General features: G+C 67.4%; 12 protein-coding genes. All 12 read left to right on the top strand.

Annotation, left to right across the window (positions count from 1 at the left end; all coding sequences use genetic code 11):
- The first annotated feature begins 1 nt into the window (after position 1).
- The 12 genes from RZE77_RS22350 (at position 2) to RZE77_RS22295 (ending at position 12,744) form a co-directional block, all read left to right on the top strand.
- On the top strand, positions 2–688 hold the full coding sequence (locus RZE77_RS22350; RefSeq protein WP_319439323.1) for a flagellar hook assembly protein FlgD: 687 nt from the start codon (positions 2–4) through the stop codon (positions 686–688).
- 88 nt (positions 689–776) lie between these two features.
- Positions 777–1,991, top strand: a complete 1,215-nt coding sequence (flgE, locus tag RZE77_RS22345; RefSeq protein ID WP_319439322.1) for a flagellar hook protein FlgE — start codon at positions 777–779, stop codon at positions 1,989–1,991.
- A gap of 7 nt (positions 1,992–1,998) precedes the next feature.
- Complete coding sequence (locus RZE77_RS22340) at positions 1,999–2,745, top strand: flagellar basal body rod protein FlgF (protein ID WP_319427464.1); 747 nt, start codon at positions 1,999–2,001, stop codon at positions 2,743–2,745.
- 41 nt (positions 2,746–2,786) lie between these two features.
- On the top strand, positions 2,787–3,569 hold the full coding sequence (flgG, locus tag RZE77_RS22335; RefSeq protein WP_319439321.1) for a flagellar basal-body rod protein FlgG: 783 nt from the start codon (positions 2,787–2,789) through the stop codon (positions 3,567–3,569).
- Positions 3,566–4,252, top strand: a complete 687-nt coding sequence (locus RZE77_RS22330; protein ID WP_319439320.1) for a flagellar basal body L-ring protein FlgH — start codon at positions 3,566–3,568, stop codon at positions 4,250–4,252. Before flgG ends, RZE77_RS22330 begins: the two co-directional genes overlap by 4 nt.
- Before the next feature lie 4 nt (positions 4,253–4,256).
- Positions 4,257–5,372 carry a flagellar basal body P-ring protein FlgI gene (locus RZE77_RS22325; protein ID WP_319439319.1) on the top strand — a complete coding sequence of 372 codons (1,116 nt, stop codon included), beginning with the start codon at positions 4,257–4,259 and terminating at the stop codon, positions 5,370–5,372.
- An 8-nt stretch (positions 5,373–5,380) separates the two neighbouring features.
- A complete protein-coding gene (flgJ, locus tag RZE77_RS22320; RefSeq protein WP_319439318.1) occupies positions 5,381–6,364 on the top strand; it encodes a flagellar assembly peptidoglycan hydrolase FlgJ in 984 nt (327 codons plus the stop codon).
- A gap of 22 nt (positions 6,365–6,386) precedes the next feature.
- Positions 6,387–6,884 (top strand): chemotaxis protein CheW, encoded by a 498-nt coding sequence (locus RZE77_RS22315; RefSeq protein ID WP_062366021.1) that lies wholly within the window; start codon positions 6,387–6,389, stop codon positions 6,882–6,884.
- Positions 6,885–6,908: 24 nt separating this feature from the next.
- On the top strand, positions 6,909–8,585 hold the full coding sequence (locus tag RZE77_RS22310) for a methyl-accepting chemotaxis protein (protein ID WP_319439317.1): 1,677 nt from the start codon (positions 6,909–6,911) through the stop codon (positions 8,583–8,585).
- Between the two features lie 87 nt (positions 8,586–8,672).
- Entirely contained in the window at positions 8,673–10,394 is a 1,722-nt protein-coding gene (locus RZE77_RS22305) for a methyl-accepting chemotaxis protein (RefSeq protein WP_319439316.1), read from the top strand.
- Positions 10,395–10,414: 20 nt separating this feature from the next.
- Positions 10,415–10,930, top strand: coding sequence for a chemotaxis protein CheW (locus tag RZE77_RS22300; protein ID WP_319439315.1), 516 nt, complete (start codon positions 10,415–10,417; stop codon positions 10,928–10,930).
- A gap of 80 nt (positions 10,931–11,010) precedes the next feature.
- Positions 11,011–12,744 carry a methyl-accepting chemotaxis protein gene (locus RZE77_RS22295; protein ID WP_319442398.1) on the top strand — a complete coding sequence of 578 codons (1,734 nt, stop codon included), beginning with the start codon at positions 11,011–11,013 and terminating at the stop codon, positions 12,742–12,744.
- Positions 12,745–12,749 lie beyond the last annotated feature (5 nt).

Below are 12,749 nucleotides of genomic sequence, written 5' to 3'. Positions count from 1 at the left end.
CATGGCCATCTCCGACACCTCTTCCATCTCCGGGCTCAACGCAGCCACCGCCGCGTCGAGCGCCGGCAACGTTTCGGGAGCGGACAGCGAGCAGCGCTTCCTCAAGCTGCTGGTGACGCAGCTCAACAACCAGGATCCGCTCAACCCGATGGAGAACGCCGAGCTCACGTCGCAGCTCGCGCAGATGAGCACCGTGAGCGGCATCGAGCGGCTCAACACCGCGCTCAGCGGACTGGTGAACCAGACCGGCGCCAACCAGGTGCTGCAGGCGGCATCGCTCATTGGCTACAACGTGCTGTCGCCCGGCAACACCATCGCCACCACGGAGCCCAAGGCCGGCGAGGAACCGGCGGCGGTGCCCTTTGCCGTGCAGCTGCCGGCCACCGCCGGCACCGTCGAGGTGAAGATCGTCAATGCCGCGGGCAACACCGTGCGCACCCTGGCGCTCGGCTCGATGACCGAAGGCGTCAACGCCGTCACCTGGGACGGCAAGGCCGACGACGGCACCACGGCCCCGGCGGGCGCCTACAGCTTCAGCGTCTCGGCCGCCAACAACGGCACGCGCGTGGAGGCCACTTCGCTGGTCTTCTCGCAGGTGGCCGCCGTCAAGCAGGGCGCCAGCGGCGTCACGCTCGAACTGATGTCGGGCCAGAGCATCGGCCTGGCCGATGTGCGCATGTTCCTCTGAGCACCCACCGCGCAGCTTCTCATCGGCAGCGGCCCGTGCGCCGCAGGCCATTTCTTCTTCTTCATTGCACTGAAACAAGGATTCGATCATGGGCTTTTCCCAAGGCATCAGCGGCCTGTCCGCAGCCGCCGCCAACCTGGACGTCATCGGCAACAACATCGCCAACTCCGGCACGGTCGGCTTCAAGTCGGGCGCGGCGACCTTCCAGGACGTGTATGCGGGCTCGCGCGTCGGCCTGGGCGTGGCGGTGTCGGGCATCGTGCAGAACTTCACGCAGGGCTCGGTGCAGACCAGCAGCCGGCCGCTGGACGTGGCGATCCTCAACGGCGACGGCTTCTTCCGCCTCAGCAGCCCGAGCGGTGAGGTGATGTATTCGCGCAATGGCCAGTTCACGCGCGACAAGGACGGCTTCATCGTCAACGCCGCGGGCCTGCGCCTGACGGGCTACGGCGTCTCCGCCACCGGCGGCCTGGACGGCGGCACGCCGGGCCCGCTGCAGGTCCAGACCACGGCCATGAACCCGAAGGCGACCACCGCCATCAACGCCGCCTTCAACCTGGACGCGCGCGGCGCCGTGCCCACCAAGACGCCGTTCTCTGCGACCGATTCGGCCACCTTCAACTATTCGAACGCGCTCGGCCCGGTGTTCGATTCGCTCGGCAATCCGCACGAGCTCGGCGTCTTCTTCGTGAAGACCGGCGCCAATGCCTGGGACGTGTACGGCGCGGCCGACGGCACCGCGCTCAATGGCGGCGCGCCGATCTCGACCATGAGCTTCGACGGCAACGGCAACCTGCTCACGCCGGCCGGCGGCAAGCTGACGCTGCCCGCCATGAACTTCGGCAACGGCTCGGTGGCGCTCAACGCCACGGTCGACTTCTCGGGCACCACGCAGTTCGGCAACATCAACGAGATCAAGACGCTCAAGCAGGACGGCTACACCTCCGGCACGCTGACTTCGTTCTCGATCAACCCCGACGGCACCATCACCGGCAAGTTCTCCAACGAACAGACCACGCTGATGGGCCAGGTGGTGCTGACGTCGTTTGCCAACCCCAATGGCCTGGAGCCGATGGGCGAGAACGTCTGGGGCGAAACGCTGGCCTCGGGCCAGCCGCTCACCGGCACGCCGGGCGCGGGCACCAAGCAGGGCTCGCTCGCCTCGGGCGCGCTGGAGGCATCGAACGTCGACCTGACCTCCGAGCTCGTCAACCTGATCGTCGCGCAGCGCAGCTACCAGGCCAATGCGCAGACGGTGAAGACGCAGGATCAGGTCGTCCAGACCCTGATCAACATCCGCTGAGCCGCCCATGGACCGCATGCTGTATGTCGCGATGAGCGGCGCCAAGCAGGCCATGGAGCAGCAGGCCTCCGTCGCCAACAACATGGCGAACGCCTCCACGCCCGGGTTCCGCGCGCAGATCAACAGCTTTCGCGCGGTGCCGGTGGCCGGCGGTGCCGAGGCGCCGACGCGCGCCTACGTGGTCGCCACCACGCCCGGCGCCGACTTCAGCCACGGTCCGCTCACGGAAACCGGCCGCGCGCTCGATGTCGCCATCCACGGCGACGGCTGGCTCGCGGTTCAGACGCCCGATGGCGGCGAGGCCTACACCCGCGTGGGCAACCTGCAGGTGAACGCCGAAGGCCAGCTCACGACCATGGGCTCGCTGCCCGTGGCCGGCGATGCCGGCGCACTGGTGGTGCCGCCCGGCTCCACCGTCGCGATCGCGGCCAACGGCCTGGTCACGGCGCGCGGCGCCGGCGACCCGGCCATCGGCATTGCCGAGGTGGGCCGGCTGAAGCTGGTCAACCCGCCCGTGGCCGACCTGGTGCGCGGCGCCGACGGCCTCTTTCGCATGCGCGAGGGCCTGCCGCCGGCCGAGCCCGATGCGGCCGTGACGGTGACCACCGGCGCGGTCGAGGGCAGCAACGTCAACGGCGTCGAGGCCATGGTGGCCATGATCGCCAACGCCCGCAGCTTCGAGATGCAGATGAAGTCGATGCGCAGCGCGGACGAGAACGCGCAGTCGGCCAACAAGCTGCTGGCGTACGGCTGAGCCCGCGCCCCACCACCCAACTTCTCCAAGGATTTTTCGCCATGATGCGCTCGCTCTACATCGCCAAGACCGGCCTGGATGCCCAGCAGACCCAACTCGACGTGGTGTCGAACAACCTCGCCAACGTCGGCACCACCGGCTTCAAGCGAAGCCGCGCCGTGTTCGAGGACCTGATGTACCAGAACCTGCGCCAGGTCGGCGGCCAGACCTCGGACCAGACCCGGCTGCCTTCGGGCCTGCAGGTGGGCACCGGCGCGCACGTGGTCGCCACCGAGCGCATCCACTCGCAGGGCAACCTCACCAAGACCGACAAGCCGACGGACGTGGCCATCAACGGCGGCGGCTTCTTCCAGGTGCTGATGCCCGACGGCACCACCTCGTACACGCGCGACGGCTCGTTCCAGACCGACCGCGATGGCCAGCTCGTCACGGCCAGCGGCTTTCCGGTGCAGCCGGCCATCACGCTGCCCGCCAACGCCACCAGCCTGACCATCGGCCGCGACGGCATCGTATCGATCACGCAGGCCGGGCAGACCAACACGGTGCAGGTCGGACAGCTGCAGCTGGCCACCTTCTTGAACCCGGCCGGCCTGCAGAGCAAGGGCGAGAACCTCTATGCGGAAACCGATGCCTCCGGCGCGCCGAACCAGGTCAACCCCGGCATCGACGGCGCGGGCATCCTGAGCCAGGGCTATGTGGAGGCCTCGAACGTCAACGTGGTGGAAGAGCTCGTGAACATGATCGCCACGCAGCGCGCCTACGAGATCAACAGCAAGGCGGTCCAGACCTCGGACCAGATGCTGCAGCGCTTGGCCCAGCTATGACTTCCCGCACGTTGTGGCTGGCGCCGTTGGTGGCTGCTGCCGTGCTGGCCTCGGGCTGCGCGCAGGTTCCGCGCGAGCCGCTGGTGCACCAGCCGATGACGGCGCGGGCGGAGAGCAGCATGAGCGCGATGCCGCGGCGTGCCAACGGCGCGATCTTCCAGGACGGTCCCGGCGGCAGCGCGCTGTTCGAGGACCGCCGGCCGCGCAACGTGGGCGACATCCTGACCATCGTCATCAGCGAGCGGGTCAATGCGAGCAAGAACTCGGGCGCCTCGGCAAGCCGCACGGGCAGCCTGGCGGCCGACTTCGCCGGCATTCCGAAGCTGCTGGGCTCGCTGCTCAACGGGCAGGACGCCAAGCTGTCGGGCGGCAACAAGCTCGACGCCAAGGGCGGCGCCAATGCCAACAACACCTTCAACGGCGTGATCACGGTCACGGTGGTGGACGTGATGCGCAACGGCAACCTGCTGGTCAGCGGCGAGAAGCAGATGGGCATCAATCAGGGCACCGAATACATCCGGTTCTCGGGCGTGGTGAACCCGCGCACGGTCTCGGGCAACAACACCGTGCCTTCGACGCTGGTGGCCGATGCGCGCATCGAATACACGGCCAAGGGCTACATCGACGAGGCCCAGCACATGGGATGGATGCAGCGCTTCTTCCTCAATGTCATGCCGTTCTAGCACCATGAAAAACTTCTGGAATGCCGTGCATCGGCTCGGCTTTGCGGCGCTGTGCGCCATCACCCTGTGTTCACCGGCGCAGGCCGAACGGCTGAAGGAGCTCGCGAGCATCCAGGGCGTGCGGGACAACCCGCTGATCGGCTATGGCCTCATGGTCGGGCTCGACGGCACGGGCGACCAGACGATGCAGACGCCGTTCACCACGCAGAGCCTCAACAACATGCTGCAGCAGCTGGGCATCACGATTCCGCAGGGCGTGAACATGCAGCTGAAGAACGTGGCGGCAGTGATGGTCACGGCCACGCTGCCTTCGTTCGCGCGCCCCGGCCAGAACATCGACGTGACGGTGTCCTCGATGGGCAATGCCAAGAGCCTGCGCGGCGGCACGCTGCTGATGACGCCGCTCAAGGGCGTCGACGGGCAGGTCTATGCGATCGCGCAGGGCAACATGGTGGTCGGCGGCGCGGGCGCGTCGGCCAACGGCAGCAAGGCGCAGGTCAACCAGCTCGGCTCGGGCCGCATTCCGGCCGGCGCGCTGGTGGAGCGCAGCGTCGAGGCGCCGGTGGGCGGCGAAAGCACGTTCACGCTCGAGCTCAACCGCTCCGATTTCGGCACGGTGCAATTGGCGGCCGACGCCATCAACCGGCAGTTCGGCGCGGGCACGGCGCAGGCGCTCGACGCTCGCGTGATCCAGGTGCGGGCACCCGCGCCGCAGGAGCGCGTGGGCTTTCTCGCGCGGCTCGAGAGCCTCGAAGTGACGCCGACGCAGGCGGTCGCGCGCGTGGTGGTCAATGCACGCACCGGCTCGGTGGTCATGAACCAGGCCGTGCGCGTGAACGACTGCGCGGTGGCGCATGGCAACCTCTCGGTGGTCATCAACACCGAGCCGGTGGTGAGCCAGCCCAATGCATTTTCCGGCGGCTCCACGGTGGTGGGGCAGACCTCGCAGATCTCGATCAGCCAGGGCGGCGGCGCGCTGCAGATGGTGCGCGGCGGCGCCTCGCTGGCCGATGTGATCAAGGGCCTGAACAGCCTGGGCGCCAATCCGCAGGACCTGGTGTCGATCCTGCAGGCCATGAAATCCGCCGGTGCGCTGCGCGCCGAGCTCGAGATCATCTGAGCACCGCCATGGCCATCACGGAAAGCAGAAGCGGCGCGCTGGACCAGCGCCTTGCACTCGACGTGCAGGGCGTCGATGCCTTGCGCTACACCGTGCGCAGCTCGCCCGAAGAGGGCCTGAAGCAGGTGTCGCGCCAGTTCGAGGCGCTGTTCATGAACATGGTGCTCAAGAGCATGCGCGAGGCCACGCCATCGAGCGGGCTGCTGGAGAACCGCGACCAGAAGATCTACATGTCGATGCTCGACCAGCAGCTCGCGCAGAACCTCTCGGGGCGCGGCGTGGGCCTGGCCGAGGCGATGCTCGCGCAGCTCAGCCGCGCGGCGCCCTCGGGCGAAGCAGACGGCAGCGGCAGCGAAGGCATCTCGCTCGCGCCACGCGCGGGCATCGCGCTCACGCCGCAGTCGGGCATTCCGCTCGGCTCCTCGCCATCGCCATCGTCATTGCCATCCGCACCGGCAAGGCCATCGGCCGCATCGGTGGACCTGGGCATCTACCAGCGCAACAGCGACCGCTCCACCGCAGGCGCCGTGGCCTCGCTGCAGGGCAATGTCGACAGCTTCGTGCAGCGCATGGGCAGCTCCGCGCAGGTGGCGAGCGAGGCCAGCGGCGTGCCCGCGCTGCTGATCCTCGCGCAGGCCGCGCTCGAATCGGGCTGGGGCAAGCGCGAGATCCGTGCCGACGACGGCACCCAGAGCTTCAACCTGTTCGGCATCAAGGCCGACCGCGGCTGGAAGGGTCCGGTGGTGGAGACCACCACGACCGAATACGTGGACGGCGAACCGCAGCGCGTACGCGCGAAGTTCAGGGCCTACGCGTCCTACGACGAGGCCTTCACCGACTACGCCCGCTTCATCACGCGCAATCCGCGCTACGCCGGCGTGCTGGCCGCCGACACACCGGCCGAGGCCGCACACGGCCTGCAGAAGGCCGGCTACGCCACCGATCCGCAGTACGGGCAGAAGCTCGTTCGCATCATGCAGAAGTTCAGCTGAAGGAATTTATATGGCAGAGATCATGACCCCCCCACAACATCGGGGCGCCGCGGCGCCTGCCACCTCGAGCCGGCTGGAGGTGGTGACCTTCACGCTGGGCCAGGAGGAATACGGCATCGACATCCAGAAGGTGCAGGAGCTGCGCGGCTACGACGCGGTGACGCGCATTGCGAACGCGCCGGAATACATCAAGGGCGTGGTGAACCTGCGCGGGATCATCGTTCCGATCATCGACATGCGCATCAAGTTCAGGCTGGGCACGCCCAGCTACGACCAGTTCACGGTGGTGATCGTTCTGAACATCGCAGGGCGCGTGGTGGGCATGGTGGTGGACAGCGTGTCGGACGTGATCACCTTGAGCGCGGAGCAGATCAAGCCGGCGCCGGAGATGGGCTCGGTGCTGGACACCGACTACCTGATCGGGCTGGGCACGCTGGACGAGCGGATGCTGATCCTGGTGGACATCGACCGGCTGATGTCCAGCGACGAGATGGGCCTGGTCGAAAAGATCGCCGCCTGAGACAGCGCGCACGGAGCAATCGACATGAAGAACCTCAAGATCGGCACGCGCCTGGGCATCGGTTTTGCGCTGGTGCTGGCGCTCATGGCGTGCATCGCGGGCATCGGTGTGTTCCGCCTGCAGGGCGTGGGCGACGCGGTGCAGGAGATGGTGCAGCGCTCGCTCGTGAAGGAGCGCCTGGCCGCGAACTGGCTGCTCAACACCAGCAGCAACAGCGTGCGCACCTTCGCGCTGGTCAAGAGCAACGATGCGGAAGTGCAGGCCTACCTGCAGAAGCAGATGAGCAAGACCAGCGCGGGCATCTCCGAGACGCAGGCCAAGCTCGAGGCCATGCTGGATTCGCCCGAGGAGCAGGCGATCAGCGCCGACATCAAGGAAAAGCGCAGCCAGTACGTGGGCCTGCGCAACACCATCCTCAAGCTCAAGGCCGAAGGCAAGCAGGACGAGGCGGCCGGCCTCACCAACGACAAGCTGGTGCCGATGCTCGAGGTCTACGACGCGAGCATCCGCGGCATGCTGACGCACCAGGCCGAGCGGATCGACAAGGCCGCGGAGGCCGTCCACGGGCTCAACCGTGCAGGCCGCGCCAACGTGATCGTGCTGGCCGTGGTTGCGCTGCTGCTCGGCGGCGTGCTGGCATGGCTGCTGACGCGCAGCATCACGCGGCCGCTGAACGAGGCTGTGCGCGTGGCGCAGACGGTGGCGGACGGCGACCTCACCAGCCGCATCGAATCGTCGTCGCGCGACGAGACGGGCCAGCTGATGCAGGCATTGAAGAACATGAATGCGAGCCTGGCCACCGTGGTGAGCGGCGTGCGCCAGGGCACCGATGCCATTGCCACGGCTTCGGGCCAGATTGCCGCGGGCAACCAGGATCTTTCATCGCGCACCGAGGAGCAGGCCAGCTCGCTGGAGCAGACCGCGGCGTCGATGGAAGAGCTCACCTCCACGGTGAAGCAGAACGCCGACAACGCGCGGCAAGCGAACCAGTTGGCCTTGTCTGCCTCCGAAGTGGCAGTGAAGGGTGGCAACGTCGTGGGCCAGGTGGTCGACACCATGGCGTCGATCAACGCCTCCTCGAAAAAGATCGTCGACATCATCGGCGTGATCGACGGCATCGCGTTCCAGACCAACATCCTGGCCTTGAATGCGGCGGTGGAAGCCGCAAGAGCCGGCGAGCAGGGCCGCGGCTTCGCAGTCGTCGCCTCCGAAGTTCGCAACCTCGCCCAGCGCTCGGGCGCAGCGGCCAAGGAAATCAAGGGCCTGATCGACGATTCGGTCGGCAAGGTCGACCAGGGCAGCGCACTGGTCGGCGAAGCCGGCAAGACCATGGCCGAGATCGTGGGCAGCGTGAAGCGCGTGACCGACATCATCGGAGAGATCACTGCCGCGAGCCAGGAGCAGAGCACGGGCATCGAGCAGGTGAACCAGGCGATCGCGCAGATGGACCAGGTGACGCAGCAGAACGCGGCGCTGGTGGAAGAAGCGGCCGCGGCGGCGCAGTCGATGCAGGAGCAGGCCGCGAGCCTGGTCGGGGCCGTCAGCGTGTTCAGGCTGGAAGGAACACAGGCGCCGGGTCCCGAGCTCGCATTCGCCGCGCCGAAGGCCCTGCGGCCGGCGCCGGCCAGGAAGAGCGAGGCCTCCGCAGCGCCGCAACTGGCCGCCGCCGGCGCGGCAAATGGCGATTGGACGGAATTTTGAGCTGAAAGGCCTCAAGTCTTGCGCGCGGATGCCGATAGACCTGTGGACAGAGCACCGCACAAAAGACATCCACCCAAGGAAGAGACCATGTTCAACCGTTTGAATCCGCGCGCCCTCAGCATCGGGCAGAAGCTCGGGCTGCTCACGGCCAGCGCCATCGTGGGCGTGGCGGCTTTGACGGCCCTTTTCCTGGTTTCGGAGCGCAAGCTCATCCTGGAAGAGCGGCAGGCCAGCGTGCGCCAGGTGGTGGAAAGCGCGCATGGCCTGCTGGCCTACTACCACGCGCTCGCGGCCAAGGGCACGCTGACCGAGCCGCAGGCGAAGGAGCAGGCGATGCAGGCGATCCGCGGCCTGCGCTACAGCGGCAGCGAGTATTTCTGGATCAACGACATGCAGCCGCGCATGCTGATGCACCCGATCAGCCCGGCGCTCGAGAACAAGGATCTCTCGTCCAACAAGGATGCCACCGGCAAGCGGCTGTTCGTCGCCTTCGTCGACACCGTCAAGGCCAACGGCTCGGGCTTCGTTCCCTATCTCTGGGCCAAGCCGGGCAGCGACAAGCCGGTGCCCAAGGTCTCGTACGTGAAGGGCTTCGAGCCCTGGGGCTGGATCATCGGCTCGGGCGTCTACGTGGACACGGTGCAGGCCACGATCATGAGCCGGGCCATCGGCCTGTCGATCAGCGCGCTGGTGCTGGCCGCGGCACTCTTCGCGCTCGGCTGGGCGATCTCGCGCGGCCTGCTGAAGCAGCTCGGCGGCGAACCGATGGTCACGGCCGGCATCGCGCGCCGCATCGCCGAGGGCGACCTGGCGGTCCGCATCGACCTGAAGCGCGGCGACGAGGCGAGCCTGCTGCATGCGGTCCAGGCCATGCGCGACAGCCTGGCCAAGGTGGTGGGCGAAGTGCGCCACGGCACCGATGCGATCGCGACGGCTTCGGGACAGATCGCTGCGGGCAACCAGGACCTGTCTTCGCGCACCGAGGAGCAGGCGAGCTCGCTCGAGCAGACGGCCGCCTCGATGGAAGAGCTCACGAGCACCGTCAAGCAGAACGCGGACAACGCGCGCCAGGCCAACCAGCTGGCGGTCTCCGCCTCTGAAGTGGCGGTGCGCGGCGGCGGCGTGGTGAGCCAGGTGGTGGACACCATGGGCTCGATCAACAGCTCGTCCAAGAAGATCGTCGACATCATCGGCGTGATCGACGGCATTGCGTTCCAGACCAACATCCTCGCGCTCAATGCAGCGGTCGAAGCTGCGCGTGCAGGTGAACAAGGCCGCGGCTTCGCGGTCGTCGCCTCCGAAGTGCGCAACCTCGCCCAGCGCTCGGGCGCAGCGGCAAAAGAAATCAAGGGCCTGATCGACGACTCGGTCGACAAGGTCGAAGCCGGCAGCCGCCAGGTGGCCGAGGCGGGCCGCACGATGGACGAGATCGTCGACAGCGTGAAACGCGTGACCGACATCATGGGCGAGATTACCGCCGCGAGCCAGGAGCAGAGCACGGGCATCGAGCAGGTGAACCAGGCGATCGCGCAGATGGACCAGGTGACGCAGCAGAACGCGGCGTTGGTCGAAGAGGCAGCCGCTGCGGCGCAATCGATGCAGGAGCAGGCTGCGAGCCTGGTCGAGTCGGTCAGCGTGTTCAAGCTCGACGCCGGCGGCGCCCCCGCCGCACCGAGGGCGGCCCGGCCGACCACCGAAACAGCCCTGCAGTCCCGGCGCCTCGCGCCGGGCAAGAAGACCCACGAAGCACCCGCGTCCCCGCAGCTGGCCATGGCCGGCGCGGCCGGTGGCGGGTGGCCCGAGTTCTAGCCAACAGCGACAGATATCCGATGAGCACAACAACACCCCAACAAACCACCGACAGCCGCAACACCGCCCCGACGCGGCCGGGCCGGCCGCTGGAATTTCTTTCCTTCACCTTGGGCCAGGAGGAATACGGCATCGACATCCAGAAGGTGCAGGAGCTGCGCGGCTACGACGCGGTGACGCGCATTGCCAATGCACCGGAATACATCAAGGGCGTGGTGAACCTGCGCGGGATCATCGTCCCGATCATCGACATGCGCATCAAGTTCAGGCTGGGCACGCCCAGCTACGACCAGTTCACGGTGGTGATCGTGCTGAACATTGGCGGGCGCGTGGTGGGCATGGTGGTGGACAGCGTGTCGGACGTGATCACCTTGAGCGCGGAGCAGATCAAGCCGGCGCCGGAGATGGGCTCGGTGCTGGACACCGACTACCTGATCGGGCTGGGCACGCTGGACGAGCGGATGCTGATCCTGGTGGACATCGACCGGCTGATGTCCAGCGACGAGATGGGCCTGGTCGAAAAGATCGCCGCCTGAGGCGGGCGCGCACAACCCTTTCCTGCGGCAAGTGCGCGTGTTGCGTGCTTGCCCTTTCCTGATTTTCTGGAGTGATGAGCATGTTTCTGAGCAATATTTCCATCGGCAAGCGGCTGGCCGTCGTGATCGGCGTCATCCTCGCCCTGTCTCTCACGAGCAGCGTGCTTGCCGTGCTGAAGCTGCAGCAGCTCGGCGAGGAAATCAATGCGATGGTCGAGAAGAACATCAAGACCGAGCGGGCCGGCGCCGACTGGCTGCGCAACACCACCTCGGGCGTCCAGCGCGCCGCTGCCATTGCCAAGAGCAGCGATGCGAGCCTGATCGCCTACTTCGCACCGGCCACGGCGCTCTCCATCAAGGAGACCAACGAGCTGCAGAAGTTCATCGAGGAACAGATGGACACGCCCGAAAAGAAGGCGGTGTACGACAAGGTCGGCGAACTGCGCAAGGCCTACCTCGCGGCCCGCGAGGAGGTCAGCAAGGCCAAGCTGGCGGGTGACATGGAAGGCGCCAACCGGATCTTCAACGAACGCTTCGAGCCCACCTCGCGCAGCTATCTCGCGGGTGTGCAGCAGATGGTGGACACGGAACGCGCGCTGCTCGACGCCGCGGCCGAGCGCAGCAAGAAGATGCGCGCCAGCACCAGCGTGATGCTGGTCGTCTTCGGCGCGCTGTCGCTGGGCCTGGGCCTGGTGCTCGCCTGGCTGCTGGTGCGCAGCATCACGCATCCGCTGCGCCGCGCCGTCGAGGTGGCCGAAGCGGTGGCCGCCGGCGACCTGACCAGCCGCATCGACGTGACGACGAAGGACGAGACCGGCCAGTTGATGCATGCGCTCAAGGGCATGAACGGCAGCCTGGCCAAGGTGGTGGGCGAAGTGCGCCACGGCACCGATGCGATCGCGACGGCTTCGGGACAGATCGCTGCGGGCAACCAGGACCTGTCTTCGCGCACCGAGGAGCAGGCGAGCTCGCTCGAGCAGACGGCCGCCTCGATGGAAGAGCTCACGAGCACCGTCAAGCAGAACGCGGACAACGCGCGCCAGGCCAACCAGCTGGCGGTCTCCGCCTCCGAAGTGGCGGTGCGCGGCGGCGGTGTGGTCAGCCAGGTGGTGGACACCATGGGATCGATCAACAGCTCGTCGAAAAAGATCGTCGACATCATCGGCGTGATCGACGGCATCGCTTTCCAGACGAACATCCTGGCTTTGAATGCAGCGGTGGAAGCTGCGCGTGCAGGTGAACAAGGCCGTGGCTTCGCAGTCGTCGCTTCCGAAGTGCGCAACCTCGCCCAGCGCTCGGGTGCAGCCGCCAAGGAAATCAAGGGCCTGATCGACGACTCGGTCGACAAGGTCGAGGCTGGCAGCCGCCAGGTGGCCGAGGCGGGCCGCACGATGGACGAGATCGTGGACAGCGTCAAGCGTGTGACCGACATCATGGGCGAGATCACCGCTGCCAGCCAGGAGCAGAGCACCGGCATCGAGCAGGTGAACCAGGCGATTGCGCAGATGGACCAGGTGACGCAGCAGAACGCGGCGTTGGTCGAAGAGGCCGCAGCCGCGGCGCAGTCGATGCAGGAGCAGGCTGCGAGCCTGGTCGAGTCGGTCAGCGTGTTCAAGCTGGACAGCGACAACGCACCGCGCCCGCTCGTGCAGATGCAGGCCCGGGTGCAGCCGGCGCTGCCGCCGCGCAAGGCGGTGCCCGCACTGAAGGCGCCCACCCGGCCGGCAGCGGCCCGCCGCGCAGCCGACACCCGTTCCGCTCCAAGGCTCGCCGCGGCCCAGGCCGCCGCGCCGGGCGACTGGACCGAGTTCTGACGCAC

Origin of the sequence: Variovorax sp. SPNA7 (genome assembly GCF_033807855.1) — a bacterium.
GTDB classification, from domain to species: Bacteria; Pseudomonadota; Gammaproteobacteria; order Burkholderiales; family Burkholderiaceae_C; genus Variovorax; species Variovorax beijingensis.
The sequence above is the reverse complement of the archived record's forward strand: the minus strand, read 5'-3'. Positions and strand labels throughout refer to the sequence as shown.

What these genes read in the sequence shown, in the direction of transcription:
- RZE77_RS22350 (WP_319439323.1), top strand. Translation starts at nt 2, where the DNA reads ATGGCCATCTCCGACACCTCTTCCATCTCCGGGCTCAACGCAGCCACC.
- flgE (WP_319439322.1), top strand. Translation starts at nt 777, where the DNA reads ATGGGCTTTTCCCAAGGCATCAGCGGCCTGTCCGCAGCCGCCGCCAAC.
- RZE77_RS22340 (WP_319427464.1), top strand. Translation starts at nt 1,999, where the DNA reads ATGGACCGCATGCTGTATGTCGCGATGAGCGGCGCCAAGCAGGCCATG.
- flgG (WP_319439321.1), top strand. Translation starts at nt 2,787, where the DNA reads ATGATGCGCTCGCTCTACATCGCCAAGACCGGCCTGGATGCCCAGCAG.
- RZE77_RS22330 (WP_319439320.1), top strand. Translation starts at nt 3,566, where the DNA reads ATGACTTCCCGCACGTTGTGGCTGGCGCCGTTGGTGGCTGCTGCCGTG.
- RZE77_RS22325 (WP_319439319.1), top strand. Translation starts at nt 4,257, where the DNA reads ATGAAAAACTTCTGGAATGCCGTGCATCGGCTCGGCTTTGCGGCGCTG.
- flgJ (WP_319439318.1), top strand. Translation starts at nt 5,381, where the DNA reads ATGGCCATCACGGAAAGCAGAAGCGGCGCGCTGGACCAGCGCCTTGCA.
- RZE77_RS22315 (WP_062366021.1), top strand. Translation starts at nt 6,387, where the DNA reads ATGACCCCCCCACAACATCGGGGCGCCGCGGCGCCTGCCACCTCGAGC.
- RZE77_RS22310 (WP_319439317.1), top strand. Translation starts at nt 6,909, where the DNA reads ATGAAGAACCTCAAGATCGGCACGCGCCTGGGCATCGGTTTTGCGCTG.
- RZE77_RS22305 (WP_319439316.1), top strand. Translation starts at nt 8,673, where the DNA reads ATGTTCAACCGTTTGAATCCGCGCGCCCTCAGCATCGGGCAGAAGCTC.
- RZE77_RS22300 (WP_319439315.1), top strand. Translation starts at nt 10,415, where the DNA reads ATGAGCACAACAACACCCCAACAAACCACCGACAGCCGCAACACCGCC.
- RZE77_RS22295 (WP_319442398.1), top strand. Translation starts at nt 11,011, where the DNA reads ATGTTTCTGAGCAATATTTCCATCGGCAAGCGGCTGGCCGTCGTGATC.